Source organism: Pseudomonas svalbardensis, assembly GCF_030053115.1.
Lineage (GTDB): Bacteria > Pseudomonadota > Gammaproteobacteria > Pseudomonadales > Pseudomonadaceae > Aquipseudomonas > Aquipseudomonas svalbardensis.
The window spans coordinates 708,205-727,976 of sequence record NZ_CP125619.1 but is presented as its reverse complement, the minus strand read 5'-3'; the positions used below and the strand labels follow the sequence as shown (position 1 = coordinate 727,976).

Genomic DNA, 19,772 nt, shown 5'->3' with positions numbered 1-19,772 from the left:
GTAGGGAGAGGGGACTGACCGAGGTGTTCTTGGAGCTACATCGACCTGAAATTCCGCGTCGAACTCAGGTTCTGAAAACCATGAAGATCGGCTCCCTTTCCCCCTCTCCCCCGTGGGGAGAGGGCTGGGGTGAGGGGTCGATTTCTGATTCACAGCAAATCCCGAATCAACCGCTACAATGCCCGCTCCCCGAAGGAGCCTGCATGTCCAACCTGATCGCCGACTGGCGCGACCGCCCTACCCATCGTCGAGTCTGGGCGCTCGCCGCGCCGATGATTCTCTCGAACATTTCCGTACCGCTGGTGGCGCTGGTCGACAGTACCGTCATCGGCCACTTGCCCCACGCCCATCAGTTGGGCGCCGTCGCGGTCGGGGCCAGCCTGTATACCTTTCTCGCCTGGGCCATGGGTTTTCTGCGCATGGGCTCCACCGGGTTCGCCGCACAGGCCGCCGGGCGTGGGGACGGCGCGGCATTGCGGCAGATCTTGCTGCAGGGTCTGTTGCTGGCAATGGGCCTGGCCATTGTCCTGGGAGCACTGGGTGTCCCGTTGAGCGGCGTCGCGCTGCACTTCATGCAGCCGTCGGCGGAGCTGGATCAGCTGACCCGCGAGTTTTTCCACACGCGCCTGTTCGGTCTGCCGGCAGCACTGGCCAGTTATGCGCTGGTCGGCTGGTTCCTCGGCACTCAGAACGCCCGGGCGCCGCTGGCCATTCTGCTGAGCACCAACCTGGTGAACATCGCGCTGAACCTGTGGTTCGTTCTCGGGCTGGATTGGGGTGTGGTCGGCTCGGCCCGAGCGTCGGTGATCGCCGAATGGACCGGCGCGCTGATCGGCCTGCTGATGACCCGCAATGCCCTGCGCGCCTATCCCGGCCACATCGCCTGGGCCGCGCTGGCGTTGTGGCAGAGCTGGCGGCCGCTATTGGCGGTCAACCGCGACATTTTCATCCGCAGCCTGGCGCTGCAATCGGTGTTTTTCCTGATCACCGTGCAAGGCGCACGACTGGGTGATGCCACCGTCGCCGCCAACGCGCTGCTGCTCAACGGTTTGCTGCTGACCGCCCATGCGCTGGACGGCCTGGCCCACGCCGTGGAAGCCCTTTGTGGGCATGCCATTGGTGCTCGTGATCGAGAGGCCCTACGCCGCTCATTGGTGGTGGCCTGCGGTTGGTCGTTGCTGGCGAGCCTGGGTTTTGCCGTGCTGTTCCTGTTCGCCGGGCATCTGTTTATCGAGATGCAGACCAACATTCAGAGCGTGCGCGACACGGCGTTCATTTACCTGCCCTACCTCGCCGCGCTGCCGCTGATTGCGGTCGGGAGTTACCTGCTCGACGGGTTGTTTATCGGCGCCACCCGTGCCCGTGAAATGCGCAACGGCATGCTGCTGACCGTGGTTTTGTTGCTGCCGTTCGCTTGGGCGCTGCAAGGTTTTGGCAACCATGGACTGTGGATAACCTTTTTATTGTTCATGTTGCTGCGCAGCCTGACTCTCGGCGCGTTTGCCTGGTACCTGCACAAAAACGACGGCTGGTTCGCAGGCAAAGCTCACTGAGTCGGCGTGGCTTTGACGAAGGCCGTGACCACATCCAGCACCGGAGCCAAACCGCGCATCGGCCGGGACAGCGTCGCCACCAGCGTGGCGTGGCTGGTGCGCGAGAAATACAGGTCCTGCACCGGCACGCCCGCCTCGCGCAGTTTGCGCGCCAGACCACCGGAGTTGCGGGCCGGGTTGACCAGCTCATCGTCGCTCGCCGCGATCAACAAGGCCGGTGGCGCGCCGCGACTGACATGATTGATCGGCTGCGACCGCGGCGGTGAATCCGGCCAGAAAAACACCGGGCGCACCTGCGGATTTTTGATTGGCAGAAAATCATAGGGCCCGGCCAGGCCGATCCAACCGCTGAGGTTGTGCGGTGACAGACCCACCGCCCCCAGTAACCCGGGGTCCAACGCCAGCATCGCGACGTTGTAGGCCCCGGAACTATGGCCCATCAGGTACAACCGCTGCGGATTACCAGAAAACTGCCGAATGTGTTCATGGGTCCAGGCCACAGCCCGGGCGCCATCTTCAAGGAACAGCGGATAACGCACCTGCGGATACAACCGATAGTCCGCCAGCACCGCAATAATCCCCCGGGACGCCAAGGCCTCGCCGACAAAAGCGTAATCGCTGCGTGAACCGCTGTTCCAGCTGCCGCCGTAGAAAAACACCACTACCGGGGCGTTTTTCACGGGAGGGCGCGGCACATACACATCGAGTTTTTGCCGAGGATCAGCGCCATAGGCAATGCCCTCGGTCTTGTCGCAGGTTGCGTCGGGGGTCAGCGCATTGAGCAACTTCAGCGGCGAGCACGCCGTCATCGCAGCCAGCATTACGCCGCCGATTATCAGGCTGAACAACCGCCGTGTGGTGCTCGCCATCGATGTTGAACCTCGTGTTCAGGGCTGATCGTTCTGCCACAGGTTGCGCAGGCTATCGAGACGCTCCTGCTGGGTGAGTCCCGGCAATGCGTGCCCAGGCAAAGCGCCGGGGTACTGCAAGCGTAGCCACAACCAGTCATCGAGTACCGGGCGCTCGGTAAAATCCAGCGCCAACCCTTCCTGCACGTGGGACCACAGCGTGTTGTAGTCAGTCCCGGTGGATCGACTCCAGTGCCAGGCATGCTGCTCCAGCAGGCAGGTTTGCAGTTTTTCCTGCTGACGAGGACTGAGGTTTTCTTCAACCGCCAAAGGGCTGACGGCAAGACCCGGATTGACCAACTGCTGCCAGCCCTGACTGCCGATCGCACGATCGGCCCACGTCCCGCCGAACCAGCGCAAATGGCTGATAGGACCCAGCCAGCGACTCAGCTCCTGCGCATCGCAGGCATCGAACAAGTAACTGGCCGTTTGCGGGTTGTAGTAACTCAACAAGGCTCGGTGATGCAGACCGAACGTGACCGTGAGCATGCGGCGCAAATGCTCCAGCAGCTGCGACGACGACACCTCGCTGGCCATCAGCAAGCCGCGCCAGAGGGGCACTTCGCTGTCACACAACCCGGCCAGCGCAGGGCATGTCCAAAGGTCGATCAGGGCCGGGCCGTGTTCACGCAACGCATGCCACTCAGTGCCTTCGAACAACCAGAACCAACGGGCATGCGCAAATTGCTGTTGCAGCATCGCCCCCGCCTGTGACGCACCCGGTATATCCAGCAATAGCCATTGCGGGGTCGCGGCGATCATGCCGCACCGCTCTGATCAAACCGCATCGCCGCCCGGCAGGTGCAGAGGGCCTGCGTGCAATGGTTGAAACTGCCGCCACCGGGCAGCAGACATAGCAACATCAAGGGTTCGCTCGATTGCAGAAGCTCCAGCAAGCCCTCGACATCATCTGTCGCGGGTGTGCGCGGCGAGCCGACCTCATCAGCCTCTTCAACGGACGAAGGGGTGTGAAGAATCCCGGTAATCAGCGGCTGATCCGGATCCCCCTCGATAAAGCTCACCACCACCTCGGCCCCCTCACTCAACTGCGTGACTGCCGCGTCGCCCAGTTCAGCGGCCACCGGCAGCCAACAGTGGCTGGGCACCGCGCCCTCGCCCTGATAGAGCCAGTCAAATTGCACGGCAACCGGTCTGGACGGATCGGGGCATGACTCATCAATGTCGACCACCCAGGCCCGTTGCAGGCTGTGCATTCTGGGTTTCACTGCAGAATGAGGTGACACAAATGGCACCTCCCCGTGAATCGCGCGGATCTGGTTGCTGTAGGACGCCGCTAAATCCTGGCGGCCCTGATGCTCCACATGGGTCAGCAGCCAGAGATGATTCCAGTCGGCGATTGGATGACCGGACAGCGGCATCAACTGACCGCTGCGCAGCGCCGTCAGGTCCGTCCGACCTTCGGCAATCGGCGCGGTTCGTTGCCCAGCGCACCCCAGAAGCTTGAACTGACGCACGGCCGGCTGCTCTCTCTCGACCTGGAAGACCGCGCGCTCACCGAAACGAAAGTGCCCCTGCCCCTCACCAAAGACCACGCAATGCCCGCGCTGGCCGTGTTCGAAATGGTAGTGAAGCCGTTCCTGGGCACACAGACGCTGGATAAATTGCAGGTCTGATTCCCGGTACTGCGTACAGAAATCACGGCGCGGGTAATCGCCACCCAGCTCAAAGCGCCGATTCATGCCGGCAATACCGTGTTCCTTGAGCACCTGACTGAGGATTTGCGGCACCGAGCGTGCGCTGAAAATTCGCTGACTAAAGCGCAGGGAAAGGCACGCCAGCTTCGGCCCCAGACGTACGCGACAGAGCCTGACAGCCAAGTCATGGTCACGCTGGACGAGTTCATGCAATTGTCCGTGAAAGCCGTTTCCCGCAGGCCCGACATGCAAAAAGGCCGGACGGTACAGCAGGCTTGCAAGGTCGAGTGTCGGGTCATCGATCAGCAGATCCACGTCGAACACAAAAGGCTCGCTGATGGCTTCTCTACCGGTAAAGGCCAAGACCTCAAAGGGGTCGGGCAGGCCCTCTACATCCAGACGAAATGACGGCTCGTTGACTGGATCGAACATCGGCGATTCTCTACTGGAGGGGCGGTCGGGGATTCTCTCCGAGAGAGTTGGCCGAGTAGAGTGCCGAAGTACAACTTAGGAAATGACCTACGCGAAAAGAAGACCACATCGCTTGGATGGCCAAGAATGTAAGTCATTTCGCTTGAAATCAGAGAGGCATCTCACCAAGTCATCTGAAATTTCCGCAGCGTGCGGAACATTTTCAGACAACCTGATGAGAGCGGTGCCTTACCTCAAGAAGACAGGTAAGAGGAACGGGTCAGACCCAGACGCAGCGCGTCGAGGAACTGGGTGCGCTCGGCGGCGGTGATGCGGGCACTGGCGCATTTGTCGCGGTAGTGGGTCATCAACTCTTCCGGCGACAAGTGCACGTAACGCAGCATGTCTTCAATAGTGTCGTGGGTTTCGATACCCGCGTGGTACACGCTGCCGTCAGCGTTCTGATAGATGTTCACCGAGTCGGTGTCACCGAACAGGTTGTGCATGTCGCCGAGAATTTCCTGGTAGGCGCCGACCAGGAAGATACCCAGCAGGTAGTCTTCACCGTCGTTCAAACCGTGAACCGGCAGGCTGGTTTCGATGCTCTGCTCGTCGACGTATTGCTTGATCTTGCCGTCGGAGTCGCAAGTCAGGTCTTGCAGCACCGCACGGCGCAGCGGCTCTTCGTCGAGACGGTGCAGCGGCAGGATCGGCAGGACCTGGCCGATGGCCCAAGTGTCCGGCAGGCTCTGGAATACCGAGAAGTTGCAGATGTACTTGTCGGCCAGCTTGTCGTTGAGCTCGTCGAGCACCTGACGGTGCGAACGCTGACGAGCCTTCAACGAGTTGTGCAGGCGACGGCACACCGCGAAGTAGCATTGCTCGGCCAGGGCTTTCTCGGCCAGGGTCAACTTGCCATCGGCGTACTGGGTCGCGATGTCGCTCATGTAGTGCGTGGCGCGCCAGTAGGTTTCGGTGACCATCTCGATGTCGGTCGGGCCCAGCAGGTCAACCAGCCACTGCACGGTTTCCGGCAGTTCTTCCTTGTTGTCGATCTGCGGCACGTCGTCGTTGTGCTTCTCGACGTCGGTCACTTGCACCACCAGCATCGCGTGGTGAGCGGTCAGGGAACGGCCGCTTTCGGAGAAGATGTTCGGGTGCGGCAGATTCTGCGCGTCGCAGAATTCCTTGAGCATCCCGACCACAACACCGGCGTAATCGTCCATGTCGTAGTTGATCGAGCTGGCGTTACGCGAGTGCGTACCGTCGTAGTCCACGCCCAAACCGCCGCCGACATCGATGTGATCCACCGGCAGGCCAAGGTTGCGCAGTTCGCCGTAGTAACGAATCGCTTCCTTGAAGCCGTGCTGGTAGTCCGCCAGGTTGGCGATCTGCGAGCCCATGTGGAAGTGCAGCAGGCGAATGCCCTGATCCAGGCCCGCCGCGCGGAAACGTTCGACCACCGACAGCAGTTGCGCCGCCGACAGACCGAACTTGGATTTCTCGCCGCCAGTGTCGGCCCACTTGCTCGACGCCAGGGACGACAGACGCACACGCAGGCCAACCTGAGGTTTGACCTTGAGCGAGGCGGCTTCTTCGATCACCAGTTCGACTTCGGATTCTTTCTCGATCACGATGAACACGTTGTGGCCGAGCTTTTGGCCCATCAGCGCCAGACGAATGAATTCGCGGTCCTTGTAGCCGTTGCATACGATGGTGCCGCCCTTCGGCGCCAGGGCCAGCACGGCCAGCAGCTCAGGCTTGGAGCCGGCTTCAAGACCAATGGACACGTCTTGGGTGGCAATGATGTTCTCGATCACCGCTTCTTGCTGGTTAACCTTGATCGGGTACAGCGCGGTGTACTTGCTCTGGTATTCCAGACGCTCGATGTTGGCGTCGAACGCGCCGGTCAGCTGACGCACGCGGTCTTGCAGAATGTCAGGGAAACGCACCAGCAACGGCAAGGACAGGCCGCTTTTACGCAGCTGGTCGACTTGCTCGAAGAGGTCGATAGGCGAACTGGTCGGACCGTTCGGACGAACTTCGACGCGACCGGCGTCATTGATCGCGAAGTACCCGGCCCCCCAATGGCGAATCCCGTAAACACTGCGGCTGTCCGCAACTGTCCATTGGCTGCCATCGTCTTTACGTGTGCGTCGTACGGACATTGAAGTCCCCTATAAAGAAGTCATAGAGCGTCGCCTGGGTTCAGGCCGGCGCAGTCTAAAGAATGAAAATGACGGTTCGTCAACGAGGGGATAGACCTCGCTGACCGCAGTGAGTTTAGAAACCGGTCAGAACAGGCTCTGTGAAAACCATGTATACGACGCCAAACCTGAATCGGATCAGGGCTGGATCAAGCCGAGGGTGGTTTTCACAGAGGCTGCTAGCCGCCGGACTTCTTCGCTTTGAAACCGTGTTTGATCAGCTCGGCCAAGAGTAGCTCGACATGATCGCCCTGGATTTCAATGATTCCGTCTTTCAACGCACCACCGGTCCCGCAACGTTTCTTCAACGTGGTCGCCAGGTCCTTGAGTGCGTCTTCGGCCAATGGCACGCCGGTGATGGTGGTCACCGTCTTGCCGCCACGCCCCTTGCTTTCGCGACGAACGCGAGCGATGCCGTCGCCGGCCGGGATAACGGTCTGTTTGCAGATGCAGGCATCCACCGGTTGACTGCAATCCGGGCAATGACGACCTGCGTCGGTGGAAAATACCAGGCCACCAAGGGCGGCGAAGGATGCGGCTTTTTTGGCCACCGGCAATCCTCTTGGGAGGACAAAGACTGGTCGCAGCACTTGGGCAAGTGCCATCGACCGCGAAGCCCCACTCAGGCAGGGGCAGCGCTACTGACCGGACGCCCTTACAAATAGGAGTGCCGGTTCAGTTTGAAAAGGTCGCGCAGTGTAACGGCAAAAAGCCGACTTGCTAAGAGCCAATCGGCGCCAATTTATGCCTCTTTTGCGACGTCCGGCCCACGGGCCCGGAGATACCGCTTCAACGCAGCCAGAGAGTCCGGGCAATAAGGCTTTTGCTGGATTTCCAGCAGGACTTGATCAACGGGAATAAAGCGCGCTTCAAGGACTTCTTCGGGTTGCAGGATCAACGGGCCGTCCCACACCGCCGAAAACGCCGAACACCAGAGCCGATTACCGGTGTCTTCGAAGAAAAAGTGATCATGGGCAGTCAGTTCCACACCGCTCACGCCCAGCTCTTCTTCCAGCTCGCGGGCAGCCGATTCGGCGTAGGTTTCGGTAGCGAGCACCATCCCCCCCGCTGCCACATCCCAGAAACCTGGATAAATGGCTTTGCTCAGCGTGCGTCGATGTACGCAGAGTTCACCGGCAGAATTGAACAGCATGATGTAAGTGCCGCGTCCGATCAGTCCGCGTTCCCGCAGGTCGGAGCGGACCAGGGCGCCGAGCAGGTTGTCCTGCTCGTCAACCCAGGCGATCTGTTCGGCATCCGAGGCCGCGCGGTGCGCGACCTCTCTGGCGCTATCGACCATGACTCAGCCCTGATTGAGCAATTGACGCAAATCGATCACTGCGGCGTTGGCCCGGGAGATGTAGTTGGCCATGACCAGCGAGTGGTTGGCCAGCACCCCGAAGCCGCTGCCATTAAGGATCATAGGACTCCAGACCGGTTCCTGCGAGGCTTCCAGTTCACGAATGATCTGACGCACGCTGACCGTGGCGTTCTTCTTGGCCAGCACATCGGCGAAGTCGACTTCGATGGCGCGCAGCAGATGGGACAAGGCCCACGCCTGACCGCGAGCTTCGTAGAACACGTTGTCGATCTGCATCCACGGGGTTTCGACGATTTCTTCGTCAACCTGCGGCACCTGACCCGGCGCGACGACTTCGGTTTTCAGCGCAGTGTTGAGTTTGACCCGGCCAACGCTGGCCGACAGCCGTTGGGACAGTGAACCCAGACGAGTACCCACATCGCCCAGCCAGTTGTTCAGGTTGTCGGCGCGGGCGTAGAACAGCGCGTTTTTCTGCGACGGATCGGACAGGCGCGCCTGATAACGGCTCAGGGAATTCATGCCTTCCTGGTACTCGGACTCACTGGATGGCAGCACCCAGCTTTTGTTGTCGAAGTTGAAACGCGGCTCGGCCTTGGCCAGATCGGAGTCTTCGGCAGATTGCGACTGCGAACGGGCGAAGTCTTTACGCAAGGCACGCGTCAAGTCGCGGACCTGGACCAGCACGCCATATTCCCAGCTCGGCGTGTTGTCCATCCACAGGCCCGGCGGGAAACGGTCGTTGGAGATATAGCCACCCGGTTTGGTCAGCAAAGTACCGGCGACGGTCTTGAGGGTTTCGACCGTGGTGTAGCCAATGACCATTTGCTTGCCTTCTTTCTCGGCGGCCATCTGGGCGTTCTGCTGAACCGGGAACAGCGCAGGTTCCTGGCTCCAGTACCAGCCCAGCGCAATAGCCACCAACAAGTAAAGGCCAATCAGAGTGGCCAGCGCCCGGCTGAACAACAGTCCACCCAAGTAACTACGGGTGGCCGATTTCGGTTCAGCGGTACGTTCAGGCGCGCTGCCCGCGCGGTTCTTCCAGTCCAGCATGGCGATATCCTTTCAATCACTTGAGTTCATCGGTTCGACCACAACCCTATCTCATCGTGCCTCGTTTGCCGCGCATTAAATCCTGCGTAAACACTAACCGCACAATGACCACGATCGACGGCCACTATAAATGAAGCACAGCTTCGATCCTATGCGACCAGTCGGTCAGAAACTGAATAAGGTCGCTTTGCAGTTAATTGACGTACGACACTCATGCGATGGAAAAGAGGTGCTAGCATAGAGCCACCAGTCGATCTCAGCATGCACCCTAACTAGTAGTCAGGATATGACCGAGCCAGAAGACCCCAGCCGTGAGCGCCTCAAGCACCACTTTGCCCAGCGGGTAATTCATCAGGCACGTCAAATTCTTGAGATATGGCAGCGCCTGCAACGCAGCGAGTGGTCCACCACCGACTTATCGGAACTGAGCGAGGCCAACCTGCGCCTGCTGCGTTTCGCCGAGCGCTTCGAACAACCCGAACACACCCAACTGGCACGCCACATCGGTCAGTCGCTGGAGGCTGTCGACGCCAATCGCGGACGCCTGAGCAGCGGACTGATCACTGACCTCAATCGTTTGATGCAGCGCCTGTCACGCACCGGTTTGCGCCATGGCGATCAGTTGGAGCAGACCTTTCTGCCGCCGCTGCGCAAGCCGATCTACGTGATGCTGCAGGATCACGACCGCGCCGAGCGTCTGGCCAAGCAGCTGGAATTTTTTGGACTCAGCGCTCAAGCTCTCGACAGCGTTGCGGCGTTCCGCTCTTCGATGATCGAGCGCTTGCCTGCGGCGATCGTCATGGACGTGGACTTCAGTGGTGCCGGCATTGGCCTGAAACTGGCCGCCGAAGCCCAGGAAGGCCTCGATCATCAATTGCCGCTGCTGTTCTTCAGCCTGAACGAAACCGATACCCCGACCCGCCTCGCCGCCGTGCGTGCCGGTGGCCAGGAATTCCTGACCGGCACCCTCGAAGCCTCGAACCTGCTGGAGAAGATTGAAGTCCTGACCTGCGTCGCCCAGTACGAACCTTATAAAGTGCTGATCATCGACGATTCCCGCGCCCAGGCCTTGCACACCGAGCGCCTGCTCAACAGCGCCGGGATCGTCACGCGGACCTTGATCGAACCGATCCAGGCCATGGCCGAACTCGCGGATTTCCAGCCAGACCTGATCATCCTCGACATGTACATGCCGGCCTGCACCGGTACTGAACTGGCCAAAGTGATCCGCCACAACGACCGTTACGTCAGCGTGCCGATCATTTACCTGTCGGCCGAAGACGATCTGGACAAGCAACTCGACGCCATGAGCGAGGGCGGCGACGACTTCCTGACCAAACCGATCAAGCCCCGGCACCTGATCACCACCGTGCGCAACCGCGCGGCGCGGGCACGCAATCTTAAAGCGCGGATGGTGCGCGACAGCCTGACCGGCTTGTACAACCACACCCACATTCTGCAATTGCTCGAAGACTGTTCGTTCCGCGCCCGTCGCGAGAACAAGCCGCTGAGCTTTGCAATGCTCGACATCGACCACTTCAAACGGGTCAACGACAGCCACGGCCACCCCATGGGCGATCGGGTGATCAAGAGCCTGGCGCTGTTTCTCAAGCAACGCTTGCGCAAGACCGATTTCATCGGCCGTTACGGCGGTGAAGAGTTCGCGATCGTCATGCCGGACACCGATCTCGAATCGGCCCACAAAGTGCTCGACGAAATCCGTCGACGCTTTGCCGAGATTCACTACCCGGCTCAACCGCAGGACCTCTGGTGCACGTTCAGCGCCGGCGTGGTGGAACTGTGTGAACACTCCGACAGCCTGATGATGGCCAGCCAGGCAGACGAAGCGCTATACCGCGCGAAAGACGCCGGACGCAACCGCGTGCAGGCTGCGCGGACGTCAAAGCAAAGTGCCACCTTTTCATCGGAATCGACCCATTCGGTCATAACCCTGTAACACAAACGCAATAAATTCAGGCGCTTACCATTCTGCCGCTGGTAGACCCGCGATGCGCCTGAAGCTGCTGACCAATCTCAACACTCTCCTTTTAGTCGCCGTGTGCGTAGCCCTTGGCGCCACGCTTTGGTGGTCGCAAAAAGCCCTGGAACGCCCCTATCTATTGATGGAGCGTTACTTGGGCTTGTCCCAGCAATTTCAAAATGAAGTTGCACGCAACATCGACGACTACCTCGCCAGCGGCGATGCCCTGCGCCTGAGCAGCGCCAGCCAGGCCATCGACGGCGTGCAAAAGGAACTCGGCGAGTTGCCGTCGGCATTGGCCGACACCCTGCGCCCGAGCCTGTCGAACCTCGAAGAATTCAGCAAAACCGACCTGCTGGCCGCCGGTAAACTCGCGGGCGATCCGCAAGCGCTGCTGCTGCAAGCCGAACGCGAACTCGGTGCCAGCCTCGATCAGCTCAGCCAGTACGCCAGCGCTAACGCGGCGTATCTGACGCCGTTGCTCGCGGCCTCCCAGCACTTGGGCACGTTGTCTCTGGCCCGGGACAAACTGGTCAGCAGCGGCCGCAGCGAATTGGCCGCCGATGTCGAGCGCGAAGTCAGCAACATCCGCACCCAGGCCGAGCTGCTGGACGCCTTGCCGCTGCTGGGTGTGACGAGCAAAAGTGAATCGAACACGGATGATTTCGCGGCAATGATGGGTCTGGAGAACAACGAAAAGGCCGTTGCCGAGGATGCTGGCGTCGGCCTCAAACGCGAACTCAACAGCCTGCTGACGCGCTATCCCGCCGAACTGGCGCGCACACGTGACCAGATCCAGAAACGCACCGACCTCAGCGCTGCCACTCACCTGAAAATCGCCGCCGTGCAGCAGGCCATTGCCGGACTGGAGCCGGTGGTTCGCGCCCAGCACGGACAGATCCAGGGCGAAGTGCGGCTGATGCAAGGGGTGATGATTGGCCTGATTCTGCTGATTGCTTTGCTGATCGACACCTTGCAACGGAAACTGGCCCGGACGCTGACCAACCTCGCCCCGGCCCTTTCGACCTGGGCAGAGGGCGACTTCAGCCGGAACATTGAACTAGGCGCTACCAATCGTGAACTGCACGACATTCAAGCTTCGCTCAATCGCTTGCGCGCCTATCTGGTCGATTTGGTCGGGACCATTCGCCTCAACGCCGAACAGGTCGCCGGCAGCAGCCGAACCCTGGCCGAGTTGAGCAATGACCTGCACAGCGGCGCCGAACATCAAGCCGGCGACACGGCGCTGATCCGTGATTCTCTCGGCGAGCTGGAAGCGACCATTCAACAGGTTGCCGGCGATGCCAGCCAGGCCGCCGACGCCAGCCGCCATGCCGGGCTGGCGGTGGAGCACGGCCAGAAAGTCATCGGTTTGAGCCTCACCGGGCTGCACGCGCTGGTCGGTGAAGTGCAAGGCAACGCGCAAATGATCGAACACCTGGCCGAGGAGTCGGCAACCATTGGCGGCGTACTGACGGTCATCCGTTCGATTGCCGACCAGACCAATCTGCTGGCCCTGAACGCCGCCATCGAAGCGGCCCGTGCCGGGGAAATGGGTCGAGGGTTTGCGGTGGTGGCCGAAGAAGTTCGCTCACTGGCGCAACGCACCGCCGGCGCCACCGCAGAGATTCAGACGTTGATCGCGGGACTGCAAACCGCCGCACGACAATCAGTAGAAGGCATGCGCGCCCAAGTCGAACACGCCGAAGCCACTGCCAATCAGGCCCAGGCCGCCGACGGTGCGCTGGATAAGATCGTCGGCGCGATCCAGACCATTTCCGACACCGCCGTGCGCATCGCCGATGTCACCGCCCAGCAGAGCGGCGCCGTCAGCGAAATCCGCGATCACAGTGAGCGGATTCACCAATTGGGTGGGGATAATTTGCTGCGGATTGGCGAAGGGCGCGTACAGGGAGAGAATTTGCTGGTGTTGGGTGGACGGTTGCATACAGCCGTCCAAGCCTTTCGCGTCTGAAAGGTCGCCTTCGCGAGCAGGCTCGCTCCCACAGGGGTACGCATTCCATTGTGGGAGCGAGCCTGCTCGCGAAAGCGTCATTGCAATCACCGCAAGACTTCCCGCCCTGCACACCCCGCGACTGTCCGCTATCATGGCTTCACTTTCGATACGCGAGATTGTCATGCGCCGTTTGCTCTGCCTGCTGCTTTTAGTGCTCGCCCTGCCGGCCACCGCCGCCGGGTTGCTGGACAGTCGGCCCAGTTCGACGTTGGGCTCGATCAACAACAGCGCCGACTTTCTGCCGGTGCGTGAAGCCTTTCAGCTGAGCCTGGCCGAAAGCACGCCGCAATCAATCAAGCTGCGTTTCATCGCAACAGAGGGTTACTACCTCTACCGGCATCGTTTTCAGTTTCGCGCAGATCCGGCCGATGTTGACCTGGGCGCCGCGCAACTGCCCAAGGGCGAACAAAAACACGATGAGTACTTTGGCGATGTCGAGGTCTACCACGGGGTTCTCGATGTAGAGCTGCCGCGCACCGATCAACGCGCCTTTACCTTGGCCGTGACCTATCAGGGTTGCGCCGACAAAGGGTTGTGTTACCCACCCGAAACGGAACGCCTGAGTATTGACGGCAGCGCAGGCACGACACCCGCCTGGAGCTGGCGCGAACTGGCGTTGTTTTTCCTCGCAGGCCTGGGCCTGACGTTCACACCGTGTGTGCTGCCGATGCTGCCGATCCTGTCCGGCGTGGTGTTGCGCGGTCAAGTGGGTGGTTTGCGCGGCTTCAATCTGTCCCTGGCCTACGTGCTGCCAATGGCCGCCTGCTTCGCCCTGCTCGGGGCGTTGATGGGGATGTTCGGCGCACAGCTCAATCTTCAGGCGCGGCTGCAATCGGCGTGGGTGCTGGTGCCGTTCGCGATGTTTTTTGCGCTGTTTGCCTTGGCGATGTTTGGCGTCTTCGAACTCAAGCTGCCTCACGCTATCAGCAGTCGGCTGGATCGGATCGCCGGTCGCACCGAGGGTGGTTCGTTGTGGGGCGCCGCCGTGCTGGGCGTGGTTTCCAGCCTGTTGGTGTCGCCCTGCGTCTCGGCGCCGCTGGCCGGCGCGCTGCTGTACATCAGCGCCAGCGGCGATGCAGTGGGCGGTGGTCTGAAATTATTCATGCTCGGTCTCGGCATGGGCGCACCGCTGTTGCTGGTCGCCACCGGTGGCGCCGCCTGGCTGCCGAAAAGCGGACCCTGGATGATCTATGTGAAAAACGCGATTGGCGTTTTGTTGCTGGGGCTGGCGATCGGTCTGCTCAGTCGAGTACTGCCGGGCCAGATCACGTTGCTGCTGATCGGCTTGCTGGCCGCTGGTGTCGGGTTGTTCATGGGTGCGCTGGAGTTCGTCTACAAACCGCCGAGAAAACGCCTGGGCCAACTACTGGGAATATTCTTCCTGTTTTATGCGCTAGCGTGTTGGTACGGCGCATTCAGCGGCCAGACCGATCCGCTCAATCCGATTGGCCAGCCTCGCATCACCATGGGTACCGAGCAATCGCAAAACACCAGCGCCTGGCAAACCATCAGCACCCCGGCGGAACTGGACCGCGTCCTCGCCGAAGCCAAATCTTCAGGCGCCCCTCTGCTGCTCGACTGGTACGCCGACTGGTGCATCAGTTGCAAAGTCATCGAACGTGAAGTGCTCAACGACGCCAAGGTCGTCGAACGCCTCAAAGGCTATCGACTGATCCGCTTCGACATCACCGCCAGCAACGCCGAGCAACGCGCCCTGCTCGACCGCTACAAACTGTTCGGCCCGCCAGCGCTGATGCTTTTCGGCAAGGACGGCGTCGAACACACCGATGTGCGAGTGATCGGCGAGATCAACGCCACCGACTTCGCCGAACGTGTTGCGAAAGCAAATGACCGGATTTAATAACCCGGTCACATATTTCGCGCAAACATCGGCCATCGTGCTGGCTATTGCATAGAACTGGACAGTCACAAAGGCTTTGCGGCATAGTCGCCGGGTTCTGACAATTGCACACAGATCACAAGGAACAGCAGATGGCGACGCTACTGGTTCTGCACGGACCCAACCTGAACATGCTCGGCACCCGTGAACCGGGTACCTATGGCGCTACGACACTGGCGCAGATCAACCAGGACCTGGAACGCCGTGCCCGTGAAGCCGGCCACCATTTGCTGCACCTGCAAAGCAACGCCGAGTACGAATTGATCGACCGCATCCACGCTGCCCGCAGCGAAGGTGTGGACTTCATTCTGATCAACCCAGCAGCTTTTACGCACACAAGTGTCGCATTACGTGACGCGCTGCTGGCGGTGAGCATCCCATTCATCGAAGTGCATTTGTCTAACGTGCACAAACGCGAACCTTTCCGCCATCACTCTTACTTCTCCGATGTAGCGGTGGGAGTGATCTGCGGCCTTGGCGCCAGCGGTTATCGACTGGCCCTGGAGGCCGCATTAGAGCTGCTTGAAAGACAGGCAACGGCTTGAACAACAAGCGTAACGCCCCTGACCGACCCTTGGGAGTTGATGATTCATGGATATCCGTAAAGTTAAGAAACTGATCGAACTGCTGGAAGAGTCCGGCATCGACGAGCTCGAGATCAAGGAAGGCGAAGAGTCCGTACGCATCAGCCGTCACAGCAAGACCCCGGCTCAGCAGTACTACGCACCGGCTCCAATGCATGCTCCGGCGCCGGCGCCTGTTGCTGCTGCCCCGGTTGCCGCTGCCGCTCCTGCTGCTCCGGCCGCGCCAGTGCTGAACGGCAACGTTGCCCGCTCGCCTATGGTCGGCACCTTCTATCGCAAGTCTTCGCCAAGCTCGCCGTCCTTCGCTGAAGTCGGCCAGACCGTGAAGAAAGGCGACACCCTGTGCATCGTCGAAGCCATGAAGATGATGAACCACATCGAAGCTGAAACCAGCGGTGTGATCGAATCCATCCTCGTCGAAGACGGCCAGCCGGTTGAGTACGACCAACCGCTGTTCACCATCGTTTGAACCGCGGAGAGACTTTGATGACTGAGAAGTTGGAAAAAGTTCTGATCGCCAACCGCGGTGAGATCGCCCTGCGGATTCTGCGTGCCTGCAAAGAGATGGGCATCAAGACTGTCGCCGTTTACTCCAAGGCCGACAAAGAGCTGATGCACCTGGGTCTGGCAGACGAATCCGTCTGCATCGGCCCGGCCTCGGCCGCGCACTCTTATCTGCACATCCCGGCAATCATCGCCGCGGCTGAAGTGACCGGCGCTACCGCCATTCACCCAGGCTACGGTTTCCTTGCGGAAAACGCTGATTTCGCCGAACAGGTCGAAAACTCCGGCTTCGCCTTCATCGGCCCGAAAGCCGACACCATTCGCCTGATGGGCGACAAGGTATCGGCCAAGCACGCCATGATCGCAGCGGGCGTTCCAACCGTTCCGGGTTCCGACGGCCCGTTGCCTGAAGACGAAGAAACCGCTCTGCGCATCGGTCGCGAAGTCGGTTACCCGGTGATCATCAAAGCCGCTGGCGGCGGTGGTGGTCGCGGCATGCGCGTTGTGCATAAAGAAGAAGACCTGATCTCCTTCGCCAAGCTGACCCGCACCGAAGCAGGCGCGGCGTTCGGCAACCCGATGGTCTATCTGGAAAAATTCCTGACCAACCCACGTCACGTGGAAGTTCAGGTACTTTCCGACGGCCAGGGCCACGCCATCCATCTGGGCGACCGCGACTGCTCGCTGCAGCGCCGCCACCAGAAGGTTCTCGAAGAAGCGCCGGCACCGGGCATCGACGAGAAGGCACGGGCTGAAGTCCTCGCACGCTGCGTCAAGGCGTGCATCGACATCAACTACCGTGGCGCGGGTACTTTCGAATTCCTGTACGAGAACGGCGCGTTCTATTTCATCGAAATGAACACCCGCGTTCAGGTTGAGCACCCGGTTTCGGAAATGGTCACCGGCATCGACATCGTCAAGGAGATGCTCAGCATCGCCGCTGGCAACAAGTTGTCGTTCACTCAGGATGACGTGGTCATCCGCGGTCACGCGCTGGAATGCCGGATCAACGCCGAAGACCCGAAAACCTTCATGCCGAGCCCAGGCACGGTCAAGCATTTCCACGCACCAGGCGGCAACGGCGTTCGCGTCGATTCGCACCTGTACAGTGGCTATGCCGTTCCGCCGAACTACGATTCGTTGATCGGCAAGCTGATCACCTACGGCGCAACCCGTGACGAAGCCCTGGCGCGCATGCGCAATGCGCTGGACGAAATCGTTGTCGACGGGATCAAGACCAACATCCCGCTGCACCGCGACCTGGTCCGCGATGAAGGCTTCTGCAAAGGTGGAATCAACATCCACTACCTGGAACACAAGCTGGCTGGCGAAAAGCATTAAGCTGTGATCCATACCAACAAAGCCGCTTTCGAGCGGCTTTGTTGTTTCTGGAGGTTTCATAATCTGCACGCGAACAAGGCTGCTCCCACAAAAGCCCCGCGCTCGCGTAAACTTGCGCGCTTCTCGCAGCCCGCTAGGCTGCAATCAATATTTTTCAAAGGTGCCCGCCATGCCTTGGCTGCAAGTCCGTCTCGCCATCAGCCCAGAACAAGCCGAAACCTACGAAGACGCTTTCCTTGAAGTGGGCGCCGTATCGGTGACTTTCATGGACGCCGAAGATCAACCGATCTTCGAGCCGGAACTCAACACCACGCCACTGTGGTCGCACACGCACCTGCTGGCCCTGTTCGAAGGTGGCACCGAAGCCGCCACCTTGCTGGCCCACCTTGAATTGCTGACCGGCAGTCCGCTGCCCGAACATCACAGCGAAGTCATCGAAGACCAGGACTGGGAACGTAGCTGGATGGACGGTTTCCAGCCGATGCGTTTTGGCCAGCGCCTGTGGATCGTTCCAAGCTGGCACGCCGCGCCAGAGCCTGACGCGGTGAATTTGCTGCTGGATCCGGGCCTGGCGTTCGGCACCGGCACTCACCCGACTACCGCGCTGTGCCTGGAATGGCTCGACGGCCAGGACCTGAAGGACTGCAACGTATTGGACTTCGGCTGCGGCTCGGGGATTCTGGCGATTGCTGCCCTGCTACTGGGCGCCAAGGAAGCCGTCGGCACCGATATCGACGTGCAAGCCCTGGAAGCCTCCCGTGACAACGCCGGGCGCAACAACATTGCCGAAGAGCTCTTCCCGCTGTATCTGCCGCAAGATCTGCCGCAGGTTCAGGCCGACGTGCTGGTGGCCAACATTCTTGCCGGCCCGCTGGTTTCCCTGGCGCCGCAATTATCCAGCCTGGTCAAATCCGGTGGTCGTCTGGCGCTGTCGGGCATCCTCGCCGAGCAAGGTGAAGAAGTCGCCAAGGCTTACGCCCAGGACTTCGATCTGGACCCGATCACCAATCGCGATGGCTGGGTGCGCATCACTGGCCGTCGGCGCTAGAATGAACGCCTGTATAAACCGGATCGCCGCATGACCGACAGCTTCGTCACCCAGTGCCCGCATTGCCAAACCAGTTTCCGCGTCAGCCATGCTCAATTGAGCGTGGCCCGCGGAGTGGTTCGTTGCGGCTCGTGCTTGCAGGTGTTCAACGCCGCCAAGCAGCTACTTGAGCAACGGTCCGGCAAGGACGCGATCACGCCGGCTGCCCCGGTCATCGTCGAACCGCCGGAGCCGCGAGCCATCAGCCAAAAGCAATGGACCGCGGCCGAGCTGGATCTGGACAGTCTGGACCTGGACGAAGAGCTCGCCCGCCTCGAACAACGGGAGATCCAGCCGACCACGGAATTCGGCCGCCCCCGCGAAGACAACCTGAGTGCCAGCCGGGATACCGTCGAGCACGAAGAAGCGCCGTGGCCCGACAGCCTGTTCAGCGAATCGGCCGCCGATCGTGCGCAGACCACTGAAGCCGACTTGCCGGAGCTGGAACTCGACCCGAGCAAATACTCGCGCACCGAACCTTCGCTATCCCTGGAACCGGTGGAGCCGGACGACGAATCTCTGCCGCCACAGCTGCGCCTGCACGACCCACTCGACGCACCGATGCAGCACGAACGCCTGTCGGCGACCGATGATATCGACGACGATCTGCCCTCGATTGAGCCTCAGCGCAAAAAGCGTGAACCGGCTGTCCGCGCTGAAGCCCTGCAAGACCTGACCGATGACCCACTGCAACTGGACTGGCAAAAGCGCCGTTCACCCTGGGGTCGCCGATTTTTCTGGCTGCTGCTGGTCCTGCTCGGCGCCGCTGCGCTCGCCGGTCAGTACATTGCCTACCATTTCGACGAGCTGGCGCGCCAGGACCAATACCGTCCGTGGTTCCAGCAACTGTGTCCGCAAATCGGCTGCACCGTACCATCCAAAGTCGACATCGCCAAAATCAAAAGCAGCAACCTGGTGGTCCGCAGTCACCCGGACTTCAACGGTGCACTGGTGGTCGACGCGATCATCTACAACCGCGCGCCCTTCTCCCAGCCTTTCCCGCTGCTGGAGTTGCGTTTTGCCGACCTCAACGGCCACCTGATCGCCAGCCGTCGCTTCAAGCCCGGCGAGTACCTCAACGGCGATCTCGAAGGGATGGCGGAAATGCCTCCGCAAACGCCGATCCACATCGCACTGGATATCCTCGATCCAGGTACCAAAGCGGTGAATTACAGCCTGAGCTTCCATTCGCCCGAGTGAAACGGTTCAGTGTTACGGCTTTGACGGCATATTTCTGACTTTGACCGCTCATA

General features: G+C 60.5%; 15 protein-coding genes and 1 pseudogene. 9 read left to right on the top strand and 7 right to left on the bottom strand.

Annotated elements, in window-relative coordinates; genetic code table 11:
- The first annotated feature begins 203 nt into the window (after positions 1–203).
- Positions 204–1,553 (top strand): MATE family efflux transporter, encoded by a 1,350-nt coding sequence (locus QFX16_RS03170; protein WP_283182800.1) that lies wholly within the window; start codon positions 204–206, stop codon positions 1,551–1,553.
- Here QFX16_RS03170 and QFX16_RS03165 read toward each other — a convergent pair.
- From QFX16_RS03165 to QFX16_RS03135, 7 genes are all read right to left on the bottom strand, one after another.
- Positions 1,547–2,422: an alpha/beta hydrolase gene (locus QFX16_RS03165; protein ID WP_283182799.1), complete on the bottom strand. Its 876-nt coding sequence runs from the start codon at positions 2,420–2,422 to the stop codon at positions 1,547–1,549. The two genes, QFX16_RS03170 and QFX16_RS03165, sit on opposite strands and share 7 nt — an antisense overlap.
- A gap of 18 nt (positions 2,423–2,440) precedes the next feature.
- Positions 2,441–3,223, bottom strand: coding sequence for a DUF4123 domain-containing protein (locus tag QFX16_RS03160; RefSeq protein WP_283182798.1), 783 nt, complete (start codon positions 3,221–3,223; stop codon positions 2,441–2,443).
- Positions 3,220–4,548: a contractile injection system protein, VgrG/Pvc8 family gene (locus QFX16_RS03155; RefSeq protein ID WP_283182797.1), complete on the bottom strand. Its 1,329-nt coding sequence runs from the start codon at positions 4,546–4,548 to the stop codon at positions 3,220–3,222. Before QFX16_RS03155 ends, QFX16_RS03160 begins: the two co-directional genes overlap by 4 nt.
- 233 nt (positions 4,549–4,781) lie before the next feature.
- Positions 4,782–6,695, bottom strand: coding sequence for an arginine decarboxylase (gene speA, locus QFX16_RS03150; RefSeq protein ID WP_283182796.1), 1,914 nt, complete (start codon positions 6,693–6,695; stop codon positions 4,782–4,784).
- 218 nt (positions 6,696–6,913) lie between these two features.
- Positions 6,914–7,285 carry a translation initiation factor Sui1 gene (locus tag QFX16_RS03145; protein ID WP_007907444.1) on the bottom strand — a complete coding sequence of 124 codons (372 nt, stop codon included), beginning with the start codon at positions 7,283–7,285 and terminating at the stop codon, positions 6,914–6,916.
- A 191-nt stretch (positions 7,286–7,476) separates the two neighbouring features.
- Positions 7,477–8,034, bottom strand: coding sequence for an NUDIX hydrolase (locus QFX16_RS03140; protein WP_283182795.1), 558 nt, complete (start codon positions 8,032–8,034; stop codon positions 7,477–7,479).
- Positions 8,035–8,037: 3 nt separating this feature from the next.
- Positions 8,038–9,105, bottom strand: coding sequence for a DUF2333 family protein (locus tag QFX16_RS03135; protein WP_283182794.1), 1,068 nt, complete (start codon positions 9,103–9,105; stop codon positions 8,038–8,040).
- A gap of 286 nt (positions 9,106–9,391) precedes the next feature.
- Between QFX16_RS03135 and gcbA the strand changes: the two genes are divergently transcribed.
- From gcbA to QFX16_RS03095, 8 genes and pseudogenes are all read left to right on the top strand, one after another.
- The gene (gcbA, locus tag QFX16_RS03130) at positions 9,392–11,062 is read left to right on the top strand and encodes a diguanylate cyclase GcbA (protein WP_283182793.1); all 1,671 of its coding nucleotides are present in this window, start codon (positions 9,392–9,394) and stop codon (positions 11,060–11,062) included.
- Between the two features lie 1,492 nt (positions 11,063–12,554).
- Positions 12,555–13,061, top strand: a pseudogene (locus QFX16_RS29645) (methyl-accepting chemotaxis protein); the annotation flags it as partial.
- Positions 13,062–13,224: 163 nt separating this feature from the next.
- Complete coding sequence (locus QFX16_RS03120; RefSeq protein WP_283182791.1) at positions 13,225–14,964, top strand: protein-disulfide reductase DsbD; 1,740 nt, start codon at positions 13,225–13,227, stop codon at positions 14,962–14,964.
- 131 nt (positions 14,965–15,095) lie between these two features.
- A complete protein-coding gene (aroQ, locus tag QFX16_RS03115) occupies positions 15,096–15,548 on the top strand; it encodes a type II 3-dehydroquinate dehydratase (RefSeq protein WP_129438831.1) in 453 nt (150 codons plus the stop codon).
- Positions 15,549–15,594: 46 nt separating this feature from the next.
- A complete protein-coding gene (accB, locus tag QFX16_RS03110) occupies positions 15,595–16,056 on the top strand; it encodes an acetyl-CoA carboxylase biotin carboxyl carrier protein (protein ID WP_283182790.1) in 462 nt (153 codons plus the stop codon).
- A gap of 17 nt (positions 16,057–16,073) precedes the next feature.
- Complete coding sequence (gene accC / locus QFX16_RS03105) at positions 16,074–17,432, top strand: acetyl-CoA carboxylase biotin carboxylase subunit (protein WP_283182789.1); 1,359 nt, start codon at positions 16,074–16,076, stop codon at positions 17,430–17,432.
- 169 nt (positions 17,433–17,601) lie between these two features.
- Positions 17,602–18,480, top strand: coding sequence for a 50S ribosomal protein L11 methyltransferase (gene prmA, locus QFX16_RS03100; protein ID WP_283182788.1), 879 nt, complete (start codon positions 17,602–17,604; stop codon positions 18,478–18,480).
- A gap of 30 nt (positions 18,481–18,510) precedes the next feature.
- Entirely contained in the window at positions 18,511–19,719 is a 1,209-nt protein-coding gene (locus QFX16_RS03095) for a DUF3426 domain-containing protein (protein ID WP_283182787.1), read from the top strand.
- The last annotated feature ends 53 nt before the right edge of the window (positions 19,720–19,772 follow it).

Bases quoted from the DNA above. Each gene is read 5' to 3' on its own strand.
- prmA (WP_283182788.1), top strand. From the start codon at position 17,602: ATGCCTTGGCTGCAAGTCCGTCTCGCCATCAGCCCAGAACAAGCCGAA.
- accC (WP_283182789.1), top strand. From the start codon at position 16,074: ATGACTGAGAAGTTGGAAAAAGTTCTGATCGCCAACCGCGGTGAGATC.
- QFX16_RS03135 (WP_283182794.1), bottom strand. From the start codon at position 9,105: ATGCTGGACTGGAAGAACCGCGCGGGCAGCGCGCCTGAACGTACCGCT.
- QFX16_RS03165 (WP_283182799.1), bottom strand. From the start codon at position 2,422: ATGGCGAGCACCACACGGCGGTTGTTCAGCCTGATAATCGGCGGCGTA.
- QFX16_RS03140 (WP_283182795.1), bottom strand. From the start codon at position 8,034: ATGGTCGATAGCGCCAGAGAGGTCGCGCACCGCGCGGCCTCGGATGCC.
- QFX16_RS03120 (WP_283182791.1), top strand. From the start codon at position 13,225: ATGCGCCGTTTGCTCTGCCTGCTGCTTTTAGTGCTCGCCCTGCCGGCC.
- QFX16_RS03155 (WP_283182797.1), bottom strand. From the start codon at position 4,548: ATGTTCGATCCAGTCAACGAGCCGTCATTTCGTCTGGATGTAGAGGGC.
- accB (WP_283182790.1), top strand. From the start codon at position 15,595: ATGGATATCCGTAAAGTTAAGAAACTGATCGAACTGCTGGAAGAGTCC.
- QFX16_RS03170 (WP_283182800.1), top strand. From the start codon at position 204: ATGTCCAACCTGATCGCCGACTGGCGCGACCGCCCTACCCATCGTCGA.
- speA (WP_283182796.1), bottom strand. From the start codon at position 6,695: ATGTCCGTACGACGCACACGTAAAGACGATGGCAGCCAATGGACAGTT.
- QFX16_RS03160 (WP_283182798.1), bottom strand. From the start codon at position 3,223: ATGATCGCCGCGACCCCGCAATGGCTATTGCTGGATATACCGGGTGCG.
- aroQ (WP_129438831.1), top strand. From the start codon at position 15,096: ATGGCGACGCTACTGGTTCTGCACGGACCCAACCTGAACATGCTCGGC.
- gcbA (WP_283182793.1), top strand. From the start codon at position 9,392: ATGACCGAGCCAGAAGACCCCAGCCGTGAGCGCCTCAAGCACCACTTT.
- QFX16_RS03095 (WP_283182787.1), top strand. From the start codon at position 18,511: ATGACCGACAGCTTCGTCACCCAGTGCCCGCATTGCCAAACCAGTTTC.